Here is an 18,411-nt window from a genome sequence, read left to right as displayed (position 1 = left end):
ACTTTTAATTCCATGTTAACGCCACTTTAACACTACTTCGATTCCTTTACAGTGTAAGCGATCTTCCTGCTTTTTCGAGTGTGGAACAACCGGGTTTACAGAATCAGAGAGAACTCCATTAGTTAAATTGAGTTAGGTGAGTAGTACACAATGACTGGCCTTCGGACATTCCGGAGGCCAATTTTTTTATAAGCCGGTATCATGAATGCGCATCGGCTTTTGCAGGTCTTCAATGCGGGTAGAAGGTAATGCCTCCGGGTATTCCTGCACAATGAATTCGATCATCTTCTCGCGCACCAGGCAACGCAGGTCAAACGTTTCGCCGGAGTTACGGGCGGACATCAATGCGCGGACAACCATCAGCTGCCCCTGCGTATCAGTTACCTGTAAAGCCCAGGATTTGCCATTCCAAAGCGGAGTCGCGTCAAGTATTTCTTTCAATTTTTCCCTGAGAATGGGAATGGGTGCGTGGTAATTCAGCTGAAAAAACGCGGTACCGATCAATGCACTTTCATTTCGGGTCCAGTTTTGAAAGGGTTTTTCAATGAAGTAGGTAATCGGCAAGACAATTCTTCGTAAGTCCCAGATATTCACCACTACATAAGTCAAATTAATCTCTTCGATTCGGCCCCATTCTCCTTCTACAATGACCACATCGTCAATCTTAATTGGCTGCGTAAATGCGATCTGAATGCCTGCCATCAGGTTAGCGAGCGACCGTTGAGCTGCAAAACCGATGATTACACTGACGATACCAGCAGAAGTGAGGATACCAATACCATATTGTCGCACACTCTCAAAGCTCAGCAGCAGAATGGAGACTCCGATCGTTACAACGAGGATGATCACCATTCGTTTTACAAACTTGATCTTGGTAAAAAGCCGGCGCGCGTGGTTGTTATCAGGTGAATTGAAATCGAGTTGATCGACCAGTATTTTTTCTACGATAATCACAATGCGGACCATCAGCCAGGTTGTAATTGCAATGAGCAATACTTTGCTGATCCCGAACAGCCAGCCATAGTCAGGATAAGGCAGCACGTAGGCGCGTGCGGCAATGGTGACCAGTACCATTGGCACAAAGAAAAACAGCACATTCGTGAGGTTTTCGTGAATCGCACGCACAGCCCGCCATTGTTCCCGGGAAGCGGCAATCTTGATCAGGTTAATCAGGAAGAGACTCAGGACAAGACCAATGAGCGCTGCTATCGTGAGAATCAGCCAGGGAGCATTTCTGTAGTTAAGTACTTCTAGAAAATCCATTCATTGTTTCAGATATCGTTGAGCCGCGCTACGATCATTCCCGTGTGCTTCGGGACGGAGGCAACGTATTCAGCCAGCGGCACGTTTGACATCACTACCTTTTTGCCGGTTGATGAAGCGTGGATCAGGTATGCGCGGCTGCCGATTTTGGTAATAATTCCCATGTGGTTAACATCCAATCCTTCAATGGAAGATGTGAATGCAACGATGTCGCCATTATGCAGCATAGGCTCGGCCTTCTGTATGCCGGCTTTAGGAATGTAGCTGTGCTCGCGTGTATTAATAACGTTTTCCTGCTCCCTGACTTTTTCCCAAACCGCACTCTCGGCCATTGCCGGATATAGATTGGCATGATTGGTCATGAAATTGATCTCTTTCCTGAAAGGTACCCCGCCCACTTTCTCAGTGATATTTACCAACCGGCCGCGTTTTTCATTTTCGTACATCCAATCGAGTATGTAATGCAGCCGCGAAGGGTAGCCGTCGATGTTGCCGTCGCGGTAGCGCAGCCTGGTGAGCTCGTTTTTGTATGCTTCAAAGCTTTCGTTCTCGGATTTGGCTATCGTCAGGGCTATCACGCTTTCAACCAATGTAGTGCAGTCCAGGCCATCAAATTTGCAAACCAGTTTTTCTGTTGGGTTACCTTCCAGAGTACCTGCCACGTAAGGTGTTCCGAGAAAGGATTCACTCATGCGAAGTACCTGGGTTCCGATGTCCCTGCTTTCAGGTAAATCCATTTTTTGTCCAAAAACTTTTTGCAGGTTCGTTTGCGAATAAGCCGCGCAGGAAACTGAAATTAGAATGGATAAAGCAACAATTCTAAACATGATGGATTTTCTGTTACGGGTAAGTTTATTTGCCGGCAATAACGTAAAAATAGTGATCAAAGGCCTATTTGCAATGCTAAGTCTGTCTGTGCGAGATTGCTTCCTGAATTTCTTCCCGCTCTTCAACTTTGTTATTGACGGGAAAAAAGAATGCAAGCCCATGGTGAAAAAACTGCCAGGCCAGGTTTGCAATGAGGTTTTTTACCTCCGCCATTTTTGCATTCCGCGATTTGAGTGCAAAAGCAATGGACAATCCGAAACTGACAATCACATTTACAACACCTATGCCTGCGATGCCGATAATGGAATTAAAAATGAGTTCAGTTGAAACGTGGTTTTCAAGTCCGGAAATGGCCAGTCCGAAATTACCGGCGGCGAAGGTAATGTGCCTTATATCCAGCGGGAGGCCGAACGTAAACCCGATCGCGGCTGTGGAGCCTAAACAAACACCCAGGAAAAAGTTACCCGCCAATCCGCCGAAGTTTCGCTCGAAATAGTGCGCCACACGGTCCAGCCGCTCCCTGCCGAGCAGCCTGTTCAGCCTGGGGTGCTTCTGGATGCGTAAAGTGTATTTGTTATAAATCCATTTGTTCTCGTAATAACCCGAAACCAGCCCCGAAAGCATCAGGTATACACCGGCCAGTGCCGCGTGCGGAAGAGCGAGACTTTCCCAGATATTCAGCTCGGCGATCAGCCTTATGGATTTGGCGGGATCGGCAATATGGTACTCCATTGCACGGTAGTATAGCTGGTCGATTCCGTACGCCACCGGAAAAGCGATCACCGCATTTCCAACCAAAGAAATGAACTGGCTACGTATCAGCCGGATCAGCAGCTGGGTCGTTGAATGCAGCCAGTTTACATTCTCTCCATTGTTGCTGAGATTGGCGGCAATGGTTGAGGCAGTCATAGCAGGCTGCTTGGTCGCAATGGTGAAGCCGAGAATGTGGATCAGCATGAACCCCAGCGAGTAGTTGAGGCTGTAAAAGAATGCCTCCCAAAAGATCGGCAGATGCTGGAAGTAGAGCCGCGTCTTGTTGGCGCAGAGGAATGCAACAATCACACCGCCGCCCAGAGCTCTTCCAAAAAGCTTCCAATACGCCGATCGGTCGGAAGCAATATAGTGCTCGCCCGTTTTGGAGGTATTTTCAATTACCTTGAAAGTAAGCAATTGCAGGTTGGTGGAGAAGTGCTTGCGGAGGCTATAGCGCGTATTTTCTGCATACACGAACTCTTTCAGCAAGCCGGCGATCAGTAACCAGCGCTGTTCGTTATCGGAGGTGTGTATGATTTCAAGCAGCTGCGTAAGCCTTTTTAGATATTGCTCTATCTGCCGCACGAGGTAAGTCAGCTGCAGGCTTATCCCAAAAAGGTCTTTGTGCTTGTAGATATAGCTGATCTGCTCTTTGCACTGACTGATCATGACCAGAATGTGCTTGTAGTCGTTTTCACGGAGTGCACCCCGGTACGTAGCCGAGTTGAGCGTATTTTCAACAAAAAGAATTACCTCCCGGTTGAGCCCCAGAAAAGGGGAGTCCAGATCGTCGACCCTCGGAATTTTGGAGACAACCTCCGGGTCTACGCCCAACGTAGCTGCACGTTGCGCAAGTATCAGCACTGAGTTGAGCACCTCTTTTTCAATATGTCCGCTGGACGTAAAGTCCTGATCGTTGAACACGACTTGCAGAAACCCGCTCCATTCCTGGTCGGGAATGGCCCGCACCCACTGATAGTCTTTTTTATAGCAGAAAAAATGATCGAAATGCGTCCTTAGTTCGTTCGGCTCTTCAACCGGCGGCAGAAATTTGAAACTTAGCCTGGCCGACGCATCCGAGAAAAATCCCTTGTTGGCCCCGATCTCAGATTCGGTGAGCAGGGAAACGAACTTCGTCGACAGGAGCACCGACAATATCTCTTCAGCAATCAGTGCCCTTTCATTTTCATTCGAAAAAAGGCTGGAAAGGCTTTCAAGGAATGAATAATTGCCCCGCCGGTTCGCCTTCCATCTTCTTCGTGCCTTATCAAGGAACTTACTGACGTATCCCGCCTCATTTTGTATTAAATCTATCCTCATGTTCAGAAATTTAGCGGCTTGAAACAAATTCCCAACGCACAGGCTGCACCGCCGTATTTCAGATAACCTGCTTTCTCACGATCTCATATACAAAAACCGATGCCGCAGGAAGCTCCACATGAACTCCCGTTGACGTGATATCAGCAGTTTGTAAATGTATCTGAGAGATAAATGCCGGAAAAACGGGCTTCAACTTGTACAGGCCGGTATTTTCCAGTTTCAATACCTGGCTCCACGCATCCTGCGGAATGCGGACGTTCGTTTCAATGGCTTTTTCGCGGTTGAAATTGCAGACAAATAGCAGCTGCTGATTTTCCGTATATCTCAAATAGCTGTAAACGAACCTCTTGTCATAATTAAAACTTTGCCCATCGATATTCACGTACTGCAGATCATAGAATGCACCTGCGAAAACAGCCTCGTTTTCGAGCACAAAATGATTTAAGCTTTCGTAAAATGCACGCAGCCGCTTTTGTTCATTGCTCAGCAGATCAGTATTAAATTTCCCGCTATTTACCCAAAGCTGGAATTCAGGTATACCCCAGTAATCGAAAATGGTAGTTCGCCCGTCTTCTCCCTGGAAACCTTCGCCCACAGTTGGGTTTACGCCGAGTTCCTGGCCAAAGTAGATCATCAGCGGGCCGGTGTGCAGCGTGGCACTGAGCACCATAGCCGGCACCGCCAGCCAGGGATTACCCGCAAAATAGCGAGAGGCAATGCGCTGCTCATCGTGGTTTTCGAGAAAACGGAGCATGTTAGACGCAATGTCGCCCGACTCCTGCTGCCAGATCCTGGTGATATCCTCCGCAGTGCCGTGGCCTTCGATCAGCCGGCGCAGGGAGTTGTAAAGTCCGACTTTATCGTACAGATAATCAAACTTTCCATTGTTAATATAGTTATGGTACTCGGCCGGATTATAGATTTCGGCTATGAAAATAATCTCAGGCTTCACCTTCTTGATTTCGGGGATTACCCACGACCAGAATGCAACAGGTACCATTTCGGCCATATCACACCTGAATCCATCAACGCCCTTTGAAGTCCAGTATTTCAGGATATCGTACATTTTGTGCCAGGTGGAAGGGATCGGGTCAAAGTGTGTGCGGTGCCCGTTCAGATAGTCGATGCCGTAATTGAGTTTGATCGTCTCGTACCAGTCGTACTGACTTGGCTGTGCAGCGAAAACGTCATTTCCGGTAGCTTTCGCTGGTCTCTCTGAGTAGGGAGCTTCGATCGGTACCGGAGGTTTGTGCCCTTCCGGAACAATAAAGTCCTGGTCCGGGATATAGTAAAAGTTGTTTGAAGGACTGAATGCAACGGTATCATCGTCACCCTCGCCAAAATCCTGCACGTTTTCGGGCCGTACATCTGAACAATACTGCCGCGCTACGTGATTTGGGACGAAATCAATGATCGCTTTCAGGTTATGGGCGTGGGTGCGGTTGATCAATGCTTCAAATTCCTGCATCCGGTTATTAACATCCACAGCAAGGTCAGGATCCACATCGTAGTAATCTTTCACTGCATAAGGCGAGCCGGCAATGCCTTTCACGACCAAAGGATGATCGGGCTTTATTCCAAACGCGGAGTAGTCGGTGAGCGTCGCATGTTCGAGCACACCTGTGTACCATACGTGCGTTGCACCGAAATCTTTCAATGCGAGGAGTGCCGGGTCAGAGATATCGTTGAATTTCCCTGAACCGTTTTCTGCCAGGGTCCCGTAAAATTTGTTTGTGGTGTTTTGGTTTCCGAAAAGGCGCGTGAAAATCTGGTATATAACTAGTTTATGCTTGTTTTCTGAGGATATCATTTGGCTCGACTTTAATGCTGATTGGGATTGAATGAACTGCCTAACTCTCTTAATTTCAGTAGCAATAACAGCCCTGCCCAAGAGCTGGCGCAGGAGAATGGGGATATTTACTGTCTTGCAAGATATTAATTTTGAATCTATACCCTCAAATCATGCCAGCCTTTTTGATAGGGTTGGATCATGCATTTGCAGTGTGACAAGGTGAGTGCAGAAAACGAAGACCGTTCGAAGTCTCGATTTGTAAAGTCTCCGGCTTCGGCTTCACAAAATCACATTTTGATTATTTTGTTAAAAAATAAAATTATAGCTTGTTTTTAGCGCCTGGTGCAGGTGATTAATTGTAATTCTCCGTGATTACTCGTAGGTTAGTGGCTTTTGAGCCATTTCAATTCGACTGTGGTACAGAAAATCTACTTACTCTTTTGCACTGGTATTTTGCTGATGCTGACTGTCTTAGGTCCTGGCAATGCTACTGCACAGGATTTTGGGGAGTGCCAGCGACTGGTCAAAGATCTCCTGCCTGTTTTTAACCGCTCATTTGAGGAAAACAACCCCGCATTGCTCCGCGAAAAATCCTACCAGCAGGGTATCAGGAATTTGCAGGCAGCCTACGCACTTTACCACAAAGAAGCATTTGAACCGTCCGATTCTGTACAGCGGATGAACAATGAGGCGGTCATTCTGGCACTGCTTGGCAATTATCAAAAGGCGCTGCACATAATGGAGGAGCTGGATCTCAGTACTCAGGAACCGCATTTACGTTACAACAGGGGCTTGTTTGCATTACTTTCGGGAAAATACGACGCGGCCAGAAACGATTTCGCGGAAGCGCCGGGCGGCGCGCAGGCAAACCTCAACACGGTTGTTTCATTTGGGAAGCAGAAGAAATACAATGAGGCAATCGATTTTGCAACCGGCAACTCTGCCCGGAACAGCGGCGGTAAATGGAATTACAATCTGGGAATGGCGTACAAATATACCGGCAGGACAGAAGAAGCCATTGAAGAGGTAACTACCGCGATCCGGCAAAAAGATGAAATGGCTTACCGGTTGCAGCGTGGGGACATGCTCATGCGCACCGGTAATGAAAAAAGGGCTGTCAAGGATTTTGAAAAAGTCGCAAGAAAGCACCCGAAAGCACAGATACGTTACGCGAATGCATTGTTGTCGCTTAACCAGTTTGGAGCGGCGAAGGCTGTTTTCTCAACTTACCTGGAAACCGACGACCGCACTTTCCGTGGTGATGCGTACCTCGGAATGGCGCATTCCAATTACGGTTTAAAGCTGATCAATGAAGCGCAGCGGTACTACAAGCTTGCTTCCACATTGAAAAGGGAAACGCCCGCACTGCAATCCGGTATCGCCAACACGCATCTTTCAAAACGCGAATACCAGACAGCATTCACCCTTTTTGACCGGGTTATCAAAAAAGATTCAACTTACATGCCGGCTTACCTCGGCCGCGCAGTGGCTCACTACGGTCAGAAAAGATATGATCTGGCCTTGCAGGATTTTAAAAAAGCAGAAAAGGCGATGGACGAAAACAACCGCTTTTTTGCGGATCTTTTTGTAACAAAAGCTTTCTCGGAATATTATCTTAAAAAGACCAGCGAGGCGCAGGAGGATTTTCAAAAAGCGATCAAGCTGGATCCAACCCGTTACGAGGCACTGGCGGGTATGAGCGGCATCATGATCGACCAGAAGCGCTATTCCGAGGCAGGTACCTTTCTCGCCAAGGCTTTACAGTATGAGCAAGGGTATGATTTGATGTGGAGCAACTATGGTAACCTGCTGCTGCACTTTGATATGTTCAAAAAAGGATATCAGGTTTTCAAAAAAGCGGTTTCGTTAAACCCTGCCAATGTGAATGCGCAAAACGGCTGGGGCGTGGTGCTGCTCGAAAATGATCAGCTGGATAAATCAATGGCGCTGTTTGATAGCTTGGTAAGAGAAAAGCCGGAACTGCCTTTTTTACACAATAATCATGGGATCGTTCAGGCGTATATAGGAAACAGGCACGATCAGAAACGTCAGGTAAATGAGGCGAACCTTCGTTACGATGGCGCCTACGAAGATTTCAAAAAAGCAATGGAAGCTGCTCCTTCCCGTAAGTTTTATAATGTAAATCAGGGCAACGTATACCGGTATATGGAAAAGTACGACCAGGCAAAGCTGAGCTACCAAACCTACCAGGACAAGAGCGCATTGAACAACACTGCGGTGATGTATGCAGGACAGGAAAGGATCAAGGATGCCAAGTATTACCTTGGAGTTGCATTACAGATTGATTCGCTACACCGGGTTTTCCAGTACAATATGACTGTATTAGCCAAAGGCAAACAGAAAGAAATGATGCGGCTGGTTGCCTCTGCGGACGAGAACAGCCCGTTTTCTGATATTGGGATCAAATACAGCCGCGATGGATTCGTAACGATCTACTTATACGACTATGAATACGATGTGCTAACATTTCCCGGTCGGCACTATATGCCGCTGCCGGTTGCAGAGTATAAGGAGGATTATTTCATTCCCGACTATGATTTCAAACTTGCTCCTTATGCGAAGAAGAAGAATGAGGGGCCGAAGAAAAAGCATGCGAAGTACCGTAGCCAGAAAGTGAAACTGCCAGGTCCCAGGAACAGATCAGGAACACGCTGTCCGATCCTGTTTTAGAAATAATAAGGCTATTTAAGCCATTTGAGCAACATTTTCTACGTATTCCCCTCAGTTTGTCCCCAAGTATTGTAAATTTTTCTACTGTTTATCGGCGCGGTTAGGGTGTCGCTGTTACTACCGGTGTTTCGAAAGGATGTTTTTGACTTCCACGAAGCTGATCGGCTTATCCAAAAAATAGTCTGCGCCGTTTCGGAAAGCCTCGTCGCGGAGGTTTGTCATCGCGCTCATAGTTACGATGAAGATCTTCTTATCTGTGTACATGCTTTTGATCCGCTGAATCTCTGCAATTCCCTTACCATCAGGTAAGTTGTTGTCAATGAAGATCCAATCGGGTTTCATGGCACTAATACAAGCCATTCCTTCCTGAATGGATGCAGCTACTTTAATAGCTTTCTCAGGTTCCTCGATATTAAGTTGTCTTACTAGAAAATTGCGCATCAACACTCCCAAGTCTGTTTCATCTTCAATAATTACAATCTTCATAGCGATGTGTTGAAAAATATATTAGTCTTCAATAGCGGAGGTGTTGGGCAGAGTCGACATGTGTTGTCGCAGTTTGAAGTTAGTATGGCAATAATCCTGCCATCTTGAAGAAGATAAAGAAGTTCCCGGACAAAGTTTACGGGGCGGATAGTATAGATTTCATGCGGCAGTCTGTCCTTCTTTTACGCTGATTAGGTATTTTTCTTTACATGTTTTACCAAAAGGTATTACCGGTAAATTGGTAAACTATTGACAGTAAGGTCTATAACGATAAATGGATATGCTTCCATTTGCTGGTACAGGATTTTTCGAAATTGTATTGAAATTGATTGTTAACATTAACGACTAAGAATTATGTCAGCTAATAGAGTTATTTTGGGAGTTGTTTCAGCTGCACTTGTGGGAGCTGTGATCGGATTGTTGCTCGCGCCGGAAGAAGGTGCTACAACCAGAAAGAAGATCAAGAAAAAAACCAATAGCCTGGCGAGCGACCTGATTGACGCACTGGAAAGAAGTAAGCACGACGCCAAGAAAGTGGCCGAGGACTTGAAAGAAGAAGGTCTGGCTTACAAGGACGAAGCAGTTAACAAAGCAGCCGAATACACTGACACTGCAAAAAAGGAAATCAACGATTTTAGATAAAATCACATTGGCCGGAATAATGCATTCCGGCCATTTTTGCTAAATGCTATATGGAAAATTCATCGACTACATCAACAAACAGGAAAAGCGGCAAGCCGGCTTCCGGTACATTCAGCTTTGTAGATAGCCTGGTTTCGTCAGGCAAGCAGGCGCTGGGCGGAAAAGGGCTTCAAATGGGTGTGCATACATTGATCGGACGTACTGCATTGAAGCGACTTCCGCCGCCACTTAACTTTGTGGTACCGATGGTCGTCGAGAGGGTTATACTCAAACACGGTGTCAATGAAGGCAGGGAAATGCTGCTGAAAGGATTGCGTTGGGTGAAGAAAGTGACCGACGAGCCTGCGACCAAACCGGTATAAGTATCTTCTGGATAAATCTTACACGAGACCCTCTCTGCTGAGGGTTTTGTTGTTTCAAAAGCTTAGCCGCGCATAGTGGACTTCCCCGGGTAGCGCTCGCACGGTCGGCAAGGCTTTTGTTTTAGTATGTAATGTCTCGTTATTTATTTTCTTAAAAAGGAAAACAACCGGGATCTATCAGCCATTGAAAAAGCGCCGGTGCGACTGCCGGAAGTTCTTTGCGAAGACAACTTTGTTTGTACTGATTTGGCCCCGATACTTTTGATACTCAGATAAATAAAAAGTATTGCATTTCTGGCCACGCTGGCTCGGAGGCGGGGCGTATACAAAAGATTGTGCCCACTTAGCTGCGTTTTGAAACCAGCACCAGGCTGATCCTGACATGATCAAAGGCGTAGAGAATTGCGACATTCTGAATTATAATACTCAGTCTGTGGAAATAACTACGCAATCTTTGCAATCGCGGTTGTGCCTTACAGGAAGATTGAATAAAGAGTCGTAAATTTAAAGCATAAAGAGAATTACCATTTTACCCTTACTTGCTCTATGCAAAGACAGACGCAGACGCAAAGGCAGACCTTAAAATACTCTCCATTGCAGATTCAAATGCTGAATTTATTGCATTTGACGACAATGGAGCTTGAACAAAGAATTAAAGAGGAATTAGAGGAAAACCCTATTCTGGAAGAAGGTAAAGAAGAGAATGCCGCAGAAGAAACGGCAGACGATTTCGACGAACCTTCGGACTCGGGCTCAGGGGATGATACTTCCGTACAGGATTATTACGATTGGGACGAGTTCAGGGACGATGATATTCCGGATTACAAAACGTATGCAAATAACCAGTCGGCCGATAATGAGCTATACACCAGGCCGATGGTGGAGTCGATCTCCTTTCGCGACGATTTAAAGCAGCAGGTGCATTTCCTGAGACTCGACGAAAGACAGCAGCTGATAGCAGATTTTATCCTCGACTCGCTGGACGAAGATGGATTTCTCAGACGTGAAAGCGAGGTAATAGCAGACGATATTTCATTTGCAAACAGCATGTTCATCGACACGGAAGAGGTGAACCTGATGCTGAAAGTGATCCAGCAGCTTGATCCCGCCGGGATCGCGGCTAGTGACCTCCGGGAATGTCTGCTGATTCAGCTCAACCGGATGGAGAATCAGAATGAAACATGGAAATGGGCATACCGCATTGTCAGCGACGCATTCGATGAGCTTGGGTCGCGCAATTATGACAAGATCATGCGCATTACCGGGCTGGACGAAGAATCCCTGAAAAAGGCAGTTCAGCTGATTACCACACTTAATCCCAAGCCCGCCTCCGGACTTCGCAACGATTCGATCGTCAACGAGAGCATTAAGCCTGACTTTATGCTCTGGTATACCGAAGACGGAGAAATTGAAGTACAGCTTACCTGGGGAAACAGCCCTGCATTGAAACTGAATAAGGTTTTTACGCAAATGGCTGAGCAGAAGAATGACAAGGCGACGAACCAGTTCCTGAAAAATAAAATGAACTCTGCGAAATGGTTTATCGATGCCATCAAGCAGCGTGAGAATACGATGCTCAGCACATTGAAAGCCATTGTAAGGCTGCAATATGACTATTTTCAATCGGGTGATGTGAAAAAGCTGCGGCCGATGATCCTGAAAGATGTAGCCGAGATCATTGACATGGATATTTCAACAGTATCACGTGTTACCACCAACAAATATGTGCAGACACCATTTGGGATTGTTTTGCTGAAAGATCTGTTTACAGAAGGAGTTACAAATGAAGACGGTACTGAGGTTTCAAACCGGGAAATCCAGGAAGCGATCCGCGAGATTGTGCTGGACGAAGACAAGCGGCACCCTTATAACGATCAGCAGATTACAGATATGCTTTCCGAAAAGGGCTACTCAGTCGCGAGAAGAACGGTTGCCAAATACCGTGAACAATTGAACATTCCGACTGCGAGATTAAGAGTTACCATATAAAACTGATTAAGTTAAGCCCTAGAAACCTGGCATGAAAAAAATAGTTGTTGTTGATGATGAGGCAGATATTTGTTTTCTGTTGAAGAGATTTTTGTCCAAGAATGATTTCATAGTTGAAACAGCACAGAACGGCAAAGATGGTCTTGCATTGATCGAGTCGATCTCGCCTGACCTGGTCATGACGGACTTCCGGCTCGGGGATATTACCGGAACGGAACTGCTGACGGCTATCAAATCCAAAAGGCCACATGTGCCGGTTTTGATCATAACGGGCTATTCAGATATCAAAGTGGCGGTCAGCGTGATGAAGGCCGGTGCTTATGATTATATCACCAAACCGCTTTTTCCGGATGAAATCCTGGTAACGGTTAAAAAAGCTTTGGCCGACGCCGAATCTTCACAGAATGACGAGCAGGAATATTCTTATTCCGGAACGCCCGGCTCACCTTCTGAAACAACGACCGCGAAGCCTACCAGAAAGATGCATTCCCGGACAAAGGCGGGCTACATCATGGGTAACAGCGACGTTTCGGACAATCTTTTCAAACAGGTCGACCTGGTTGCGCCTACAAATTTCAGCGTGATTATCTACGGTGAAAGCGGCTCGGGAAAAGAGGCGATCGCACAGGAAATTCACAACCGTTCACGCCGGAAAGATATGCCTTTTGTGGCAATGGACTGTGGTGCCATTTCAAAGGAACTGGCTGGTAGCGAATTATTTGGTCACGAAAAAGGATCATTTACAGGCGCATTGCAAACCAAAATCGGCCACTTTGAGCTGGCTAACGGAGGTACCCTGTTCCTTGACGAGGTTTCTAACTTGTCATACGAAATCCAGGTTGCATTACTCCGCGTGGTGCAGGAGCGAAAGATGAGAAGAATAGGCGGCTCGAAAGAAATAGAACTTGATGTACGTATAATCGTAGCGAGTAACGAGCGCCTTCTTGAATCTGCCAAGAATGGCAAGTTCCGGGAAGATTTGTATTACCGTTTCAACGAGTTCACGATCGAAGTACCTGCGCTCAGAAACAGGAAAGACGATCTGATGCTGTTTGCCAACTCGTTCCTGGATACAACCAATGCAGAGCTGAACAAGAATGTAGTTGGATTCTCGGAAGAAGTAAAAAGTGATTTCCTTCACTATTCTTGGCCGGGTAACCTGCGGGAATTAAAGAATGTGATCAAAAGAGCGACGCTGCTTTCCGACGGAGAATTGATTGAGGAAAAAGCACTTCCGTTTGAAATCGTAAACTACCGGAGACTGAAAGACCTGGACGAAGAACCGGCGGCCGTAACACCAGCCGCTACAATTGTGGACACACTGGAAGGCGAAGATTCAAAGCCGAGCTTGAAAACTGTTGCGAACGAGGCGGAGTACGATATGATCATGCAGGTTTTAAGGGACGTTAACTTCAATAAAAGTAAAGCAGCCCGTTTGCTGAACATTGACAGGAAGACGCTTTACAACAAAATGAAGCAATTTGATATTTAGTCAGATCCGGCGGGTTAATGCATAATGAATAACAAAACGATTAAGGTACTTCTTGTCGACGACGACGAAGACGATTATTTTCTTACCCGGGAGTATTTCAGCGACCTGGTAAACTGGAAGTTCGACATTACCTGGTGTTCTACATTCAGGGATGCGCAGAATGAGATCAAGACTAAAAAATACGATCTGTACCTGTTCGACTATCTGTTGGGAGAAAGTACAGGTATAGATCTGATCGACCTTGCGTGCCAGTTTGAATGCGAGGAGCCGATCATTCTGCTGACAGGAAAAGGAGATACCAAAATCGCGGTAGAAGCATTGCGCCTGGGTGCAGCAGATTACCTGATCAAAAGCGAGCTCGACGCCGAAAAGCTGGAAAGGAGCATTCGATATGCACTTGAAAGAACATCGGTGATGAAGGCTTTGAAGCACAGCGAAAGAAGGTATCGCCGTATTTTTGAAGAATCAAACGACTTCTTGTTTATCAGCGACCTCGCCGGTAATATCATCGACCTGAATGCATCCGCCGGCTCGCTGACGGGGTATTCGGAGGAAGACCTTAAATTCAAAAACATAGTTGACCTGATCGAAGAGCCGCACTTTCCGGCACTGTGGAAAAACATCAAAGAGCATACAATCCACGATCAGGAAGTAAAATTGCTTACGAAGGACGGCGATAAAAAGTATTGCCTCTTTTCTGCTTCTGTCGAAATAGACGAAGATCATCCGTACATACAGGGCCGTTTGCATGATATGACTGCCAGAAAGCAATCGGAAAGAGAGCGCCTGTTTTCAGAGAAAATGGCAGTTACAGGTCGGCTTGTGCGCATGCTGGCCCACGAAGTACGGAACCCCCTGACGAACGTTAACCTCTCGGCCGAGCAGCTGGAAATGGAGCTGACGGACGAAGACCAGAAATTCTATACACAAATCATCAAGCGTAACTGTACGCGGATCAATGATCTGATTTCGCAGCTATTGCAGCCTTCTACCTCGGCGGATATCGAGCTTGTTGACAACTCTGTGCATCTGGTTTTAAATCAGGCAATCGGTGCTGCACTTGACCGTGTGCAGCTGAAACGCATTCAGATCGTCAACCACTTTGCCGAAGAAGATCTTTCGATTCCGCTCGATCCTGTTTCCCTTCAAATGGCTTTTCTTAATCTGATTACCAATGCGATTGAGGCAATGGAAGAGGATAAAGGGATATTGCGCATTTACACTAAAAATCAGGGAGATAGCATTCAGGTGATCTTCATGGATAATGGATCGGGGATCAGCGAAGAGCACATGGACAAGATTTTTGAACCTTATTTTACTGGTAAAAACAATGGAATGGGGATAGGCTTGTCTACTACTATGAGCATTATTCACGCGCACCACGGTCGCATTGACGTGCAGTCGGAAGTGGGCGTGGGCACTACTTTTACGATCAGCTTCAAGCTCAACAGTTCAACCGCCGAAGCAACCGCCTGACCAGCTTGATGTGGCCCAGGCAGTCACTTTTGTTTTGGTGGGGTAATGCGCGTATAAGCCTTACCGCAACTTTCAGGATCTCGTATTTACGTACGCTCCCTTTTGTTTACGATTGAAAAAACCGTAAATGATCGGGAAAATTAATAAGGTCAGCACGGTCGCGGTGATCAATCCGCCTATCACTACAATGGCGAGCGGCTTTTGTGTTTCCGAACCGATTCCGGTTGAAGTAGCAGCCGGGAGCAAGCCGATCGCTGCCATCAATGCAGTCATAATCACCGGCCTGATCCGTGACTTAACTCCCTCCCGGATCGCGTCGTCCAGCGACATTCGGGAAGCCAGGTTTTTGTTGAATACCGAAATCAGGATAACACCATTCTGAACACAAAGGCCGAATAAGGCGATAAACCCTACGCCTGCGGAAATCCCGAAGTTCATGTGCGTGACGTGCAGAGCCAGGATACCTCCGATGAGCGCAAACGGTACGTTGACCAGCACCAGTCCCGCATCTTTCGCATTGCTGAACATGATGAAAAGAAGGATGAATATTCCGACCAGACTGATGGGTACCACCTGACCGAGCCGCGCAGTGGCACGCACCTGATTTTCAAACTCGCCTGACCAGTTAACAGAGTAACCTTTCGGCAGGTTTTTTAGCAGCGGTTTCACGCGGTTCTGAGCATCGGCGATCGTGCTTCCCAGGTCACGTTCACGAACGGAGAACTTGACACCGATAAATCTTTTGTTATTGTCGCGGTACACAAATGCGGGCCCGGTAACCGTGCGGATGGAGGAGATTTCTTTGAGCGGTATCTTACCACCTGTCAGCGTAGGTACCATGAGCTGTTGGATATCGTCGACCGTCCGTCGGTATTGCTCTTCGTAACGCAGGCGGATATCAAACTTGCGCTCGCCTTCGTAAAGAATCGATGCTGTTTTTCCGCCGATTGCCATTTCAATTACTGCCTGTGCATCAGAAATGCTCACCCCGTACTGTGCCATTTTGTGATCGTGCAAAATTACGCTGACTTCCGGCTGGCCGATATTTCTCAGAATACCGACATCTTTGATTCCCGGTACATCCTTGATTGCTTCCAGGACTTCGTTGGCTTTATTGTTCAGTTCTTCCAGATCATCACCATAGATCTTGACCGCATTACTCGCATTCATACCCGCTACTGCCTCGGCCACATTGTCGATAATGGGTTGCGAGTAGTTATAGTTAATGCCCTGGAATTGTTTGAGCTTTTTGTCCATTTCCTCAATAAGCTGATCCTGCGTGATCTTGCGTTTCCATTCTTCTTTCGGTTTCAAATTCACCTGCATTTGCACATAGTAGAAGCCGGATGGATCAGTGCCGTCATTGGAGCGTCCTGTTTGCGACAGCACGCCATTTACCTCAGGAAATTCATTCAATTTTCCTCTGAGAATGCTCACCATCTTGATCGTTTCATTCAGAGAGCTGCTCATCGGCATTTTTGCTTCCACCCAAAGCGCACCTTCATTCAGGGTCGGCAGGAATTCAGTACCGAGGAATTTGGCTGAAAATAGAGACACAGCCAGGAAAATCATCGCGAACAACACGCTGACCCTTTTTCTTGCATAACACCATTCGAAGCCCCGACTAACGGTATTGTCGAAAAAGCGAACGATCGGGTTACTTTTCTCGCGCACATTCTTTCGGAGCAGGATAGAGCAGAGGACCGGAACGAGCGTTAGCGTATACATTAAGGCGCCGAGGAGCGCGAAGCCAAGCGTGAAGGCAAGAGGTGTAAACATTTTGCCTTCCACTTTCTGGAAGCTGAAAATCGGGATCAATGCGGTGATAATAATCAGTTTGGAGAAAAAGATCGCCTTGCCAAGCTCGCCGCCTGTCCTCTTTATCAGTCCGAGTTTGGACAGCTTGTTGTACCGGTCCATTCCATTTTTATGCGCCAGATGATCCAGGGCAACGAATATACCTTCCACCATTACCACAGCTCCATCGATAATGATACCGAAATCAATAGCGCCCATGGAAAGCAGGTTGGCTGACATACCCATTAGTTTCAGGCACATAAATGCAAAGAGGAGTGCAAGGGGAATGATGATCGAGACAATAACCGTAGTGCGCCAGTCGGCCATGAAAATGAACACGATTACTGTTACGAGCACAATCCCTTCGAGCAGGTTGTGCTTCACTGTACGTGCACAGAATTCAATAAGATTGTCACGGTCGTAAAACGTTACCATTTTGACATCCGGGGGAAGGATTTTGGTATTCAGCTCATTCACCTTATCCTTTATACGCGCGAGTACCTCACTTGGGTTTTCTCCCTTACGCTGCACCACAATACCTTCAACAACATCGTCATTCTGATCCAGGCCCACCTGACCGACGCGTGGCATATCTGATTCGCGGACATCGGCCACATCCTTTACAAGCACGGGATTGTCCTTCACGAATTCGACAATAATATTCTGAATATCAGCAATGGAATTGAGCAGACCAATGCCCCTTACCACATATGCCTGCCCGTTTTTCTCAATCACATCACCGCCTACATTGATATTGCTCTTGGAAACTGCCTGATAAACTTCCAGCGGGGTTATGTTGTATTTGACGAGTTTGGTAGGGTTAACCTGCACTTCGTAAATCTTCTCACGGCCACCGAATGCAACCACGTCCGCCACGCCGGGAATACTGCGCAGCTGTCTGTCGATCACCCAGTTGTGTAGGGTCAAAAGCTCGCGGCTGTCGCGATCTTTGCTTTTTAATGTAAACCTGAAAATCTCGCCGGTAGGTCCGTAAGGCGGCTGCACGTCCGGTTCCACGCCTTCGGGAAGCGAAATGTTCCTGAGCTGATTATTGACCTGCTGCCTGGCAAAGAAATCCTCCACACCATCATCGAAAATGATCTTGATAATGCTCAGGCCAAACATGGTAGTACTGCGCACATTCGACTTCTGCTGGACCGAGTTCATCGCCACTTCGATCGGAACCGTCACAAAGCGTTCAATCTCTTCGGCGCTGCGTCCATTCCATTGTGTTACAATAATGATCTGAGTATTCGTCACATCCGGAAACGCTTCCAGCGGCGTTTCACGATAACTAACCACACCAGCCACAATCAGCAGCCCAGTCAGGAAAAATATGAAGAACTGGTTTTTCAAAGAAAAGCCAACAATTCCTCTGATGAATTTATTCATGGATCAATTTTGAATGAGTGAATGAGTGAATGAGTGAATGAGTGAATGAGTGAATGAGTGAATGAATTTTGAATGACCGAATGGATTGCGGAGGAATGGGAGCTAATTGTGGGTTATTGAATGGTGAT

At 46.8% G+C, this 18,411-nt stretch carries 12 protein-coding genes; 6 read left to right on the top strand and 6 right to left on the bottom strand.

Annotation, left to right across the window (positions count from 1 at the left end; all coding sequences use genetic code 11):
* Nucleotides 1–186: 186 nt before the first annotated feature.
* The 4 genes from Q369_RS0105900 to Q369_RS0105885 all read right to left on the bottom strand — a co-directional run bounded on the left by Q369_RS0105900 (nucleotide 187) and on the right by Q369_RS0105885 (nucleotide 5,974).
* Nucleotides 187–1,263, bottom strand: coding sequence for a mechanosensitive ion channel family protein (locus Q369_RS0105900; protein WP_031526887.1), 1,077 nt, complete (start codon nucleotides 1,261–1,263; stop codon nucleotides 187–189).
* An 8-nt stretch (nucleotides 1,264–1,271) separates the two neighbouring features.
* Nucleotides 1,272–2,000, bottom strand: a complete 729-nt coding sequence (locus Q369_RS0105895) for an N-acetylmuramoyl-L-alanine amidase-like domain-containing protein (protein ID WP_229206746.1) — start codon at nucleotides 1,998–2,000, stop codon at nucleotides 1,272–1,274.
* A 166-nt stretch (nucleotides 2,001–2,166) separates the two neighbouring features.
* Entirely contained in the window at nucleotides 2,167–4,164 is a 1,998-nt protein-coding gene (locus Q369_RS0105890) for a site-specific recombinase (RefSeq protein ID WP_031526885.1), read from the bottom strand.
* A 58-nt stretch (nucleotides 4,165–4,222) separates the two neighbouring features.
* Nucleotides 4,223–5,974 (bottom strand): alpha-amylase family protein, encoded by a 1,752-nt coding sequence (locus Q369_RS0105885; protein ID WP_157488051.1) that lies wholly within the window; start codon nucleotides 5,972–5,974, stop codon nucleotides 4,223–4,225.
* A 441-nt stretch (nucleotides 5,975–6,415) separates the two neighbouring features.
* Here Q369_RS0105885 and Q369_RS0105880 point away from each other — a divergent pair, with 441 nt between their 5' ends.
* The gene (locus Q369_RS0105880) at nucleotides 6,416–8,647 is read left to right on the top strand and encodes a tetratricopeptide repeat protein (protein WP_229206745.1); all 2,232 of its coding nucleotides are present in this window, start codon (nucleotides 6,416–6,418) and stop codon (nucleotides 8,645–8,647) included.
* Nucleotides 8,648–8,764: 117 nt separating this feature from the next.
* Here Q369_RS0105880 and Q369_RS0105875 read toward each other — a convergent pair whose 3' ends face one another.
* Nucleotides 8,765–9,133 carry a response regulator gene (locus Q369_RS0105875; RefSeq protein ID WP_031526882.1) on the bottom strand — a complete coding sequence of 123 codons (369 nt, stop codon included), beginning with the start codon at nucleotides 9,131–9,133 and terminating at the stop codon, nucleotides 8,765–8,767.
* A 354-nt stretch (nucleotides 9,134–9,487) separates the two neighbouring features.
* On the opposite strand from Q369_RS0105875, the gene Q369_RS0105870 reads away from it, so the two are divergent.
* From Q369_RS0105870 to Q369_RS0105845, 5 genes are all read left to right on the top strand, one after another.
* Entirely contained in the window at nucleotides 9,488–9,775 is a 288-nt protein-coding gene (locus Q369_RS0105870; RefSeq protein ID WP_031526881.1) for a YtxH domain-containing protein, read from the top strand.
* Between the two features lie 50 nt (nucleotides 9,776–9,825).
* Nucleotides 9,826–10,137, top strand: a complete 312-nt coding sequence (locus tag Q369_RS0105865) for a hypothetical protein (RefSeq protein WP_031526880.1) — start codon at nucleotides 9,826–9,828, stop codon at nucleotides 10,135–10,137.
* A 546-nt stretch (nucleotides 10,138–10,683) separates the two neighbouring features.
* Nucleotides 10,684–12,126: an RNA polymerase factor sigma-54 gene (gene rpoN, locus Q369_RS0105855; protein WP_031526878.1), complete on the top strand. Its 1,443-nt coding sequence runs from the start codon at nucleotides 10,684–10,686 to the stop codon at nucleotides 12,124–12,126.
* 31 nt (nucleotides 12,127–12,157) lie between these two features.
* The gene (locus Q369_RS0105850) at nucleotides 12,158–13,618 is read left to right on the top strand and encodes a sigma-54-dependent transcriptional regulator (RefSeq protein WP_031526877.1); all 1,461 of its coding nucleotides are present in this window, start codon (nucleotides 12,158–12,160) and stop codon (nucleotides 13,616–13,618) included.
* Between the two features lie 24 nt (nucleotides 13,619–13,642).
* Nucleotides 13,643–15,094: a hybrid sensor histidine kinase/response regulator gene (locus tag Q369_RS0105845; RefSeq protein ID WP_031526876.1), complete on the top strand. Its 1,452-nt coding sequence runs from the start codon at nucleotides 13,643–13,645 to the stop codon at nucleotides 15,092–15,094.
* A 72-nt stretch (nucleotides 15,095–15,166) separates the two neighbouring features.
* Here the strand turns inward: Q369_RS0105845 and Q369_RS0105840 are convergent, their stop codons facing one another.
* Nucleotides 15,167–18,283 (bottom strand): efflux RND transporter permease subunit, encoded by a 3,117-nt coding sequence (locus tag Q369_RS0105840; RefSeq protein ID WP_031526875.1) that lies wholly within the window; start codon nucleotides 18,281–18,283, stop codon nucleotides 15,167–15,169.
* Nucleotides 18,284–18,411: the final 128 nt, after the last annotated feature.

It is taken from the genome of Dyadobacter crusticola DSM 16708 (assembly GCF_000701505.1).
GTDB classification, from domain to species: Bacteria; Bacteroidota; Bacteroidia; order Cytophagales; family Spirosomataceae; genus Dyadobacter; species Dyadobacter crusticola.
This window is presented reverse-complemented; position numbering and strand designations above follow the sequence as displayed.

Bases quoted from the DNA above. Each gene is read 5' to 3' on its own strand.
- Q369_RS0105900 (WP_031526887.1), bottom strand. From the start codon at position 1,263: ATGGATTTTCTAGAAGTACTTAACTACAGAAATGCTCCCTGGCTGATT.
- Q369_RS0105895 (WP_229206746.1), bottom strand. From the start codon at position 2,000: ATGGATTTACCTGAAAGCAGGGACATCGGAACCCAGGTACTTCGCATG.
- Q369_RS0105890 (WP_031526885.1), bottom strand. From the start codon at position 4,164: ATGAGGATAGATTTAATACAAAATGAGGCGGGATACGTCAGTAAGTTC.
- Q369_RS0105885 (WP_157488051.1), bottom strand. From the start codon at position 5,974: ATGATATCCTCAGAAAACAAGCATAAACTAGTTATATACCAGATTTTC.
- Q369_RS0105880 (WP_229206745.1), top strand. From the start codon at position 6,416: ATGCTGACTGTCTTAGGTCCTGGCAATGCTACTGCACAGGATTTTGGG.
- Q369_RS0105875 (WP_031526882.1), bottom strand. From the start codon at position 9,133: ATGAAGATTGTAATTATTGAAGATGAAACAGACTTGGGAGTGTTGATG.
- Q369_RS0105870 (WP_031526881.1), top strand. From the start codon at position 9,488: ATGTCAGCTAATAGAGTTATTTTGGGAGTTGTTTCAGCTGCACTTGTG.
- Q369_RS0105865 (WP_031526880.1), top strand. From the start codon at position 9,826: ATGGAAAATTCATCGACTACATCAACAAACAGGAAAAGCGGCAAGCCG.
- rpoN (WP_031526878.1), top strand. From the start codon at position 10,684: ATGCAAAGACAGACGCAGACGCAAAGGCAGACCTTAAAATACTCTCCA.
- Q369_RS0105850 (WP_031526877.1), top strand. From the start codon at position 12,158: ATGAAAAAAATAGTTGTTGTTGATGATGAGGCAGATATTTGTTTTCTG.
- Q369_RS0105845 (WP_031526876.1), top strand. From the start codon at position 13,643: ATGAATAACAAAACGATTAAGGTACTTCTTGTCGACGACGACGAAGAC.
- Q369_RS0105840 (WP_031526875.1), bottom strand. From the start codon at position 18,283: ATGAATAAATTCATCAGAGGAATTGTTGGCTTTTCTTTGAAAAACCAG.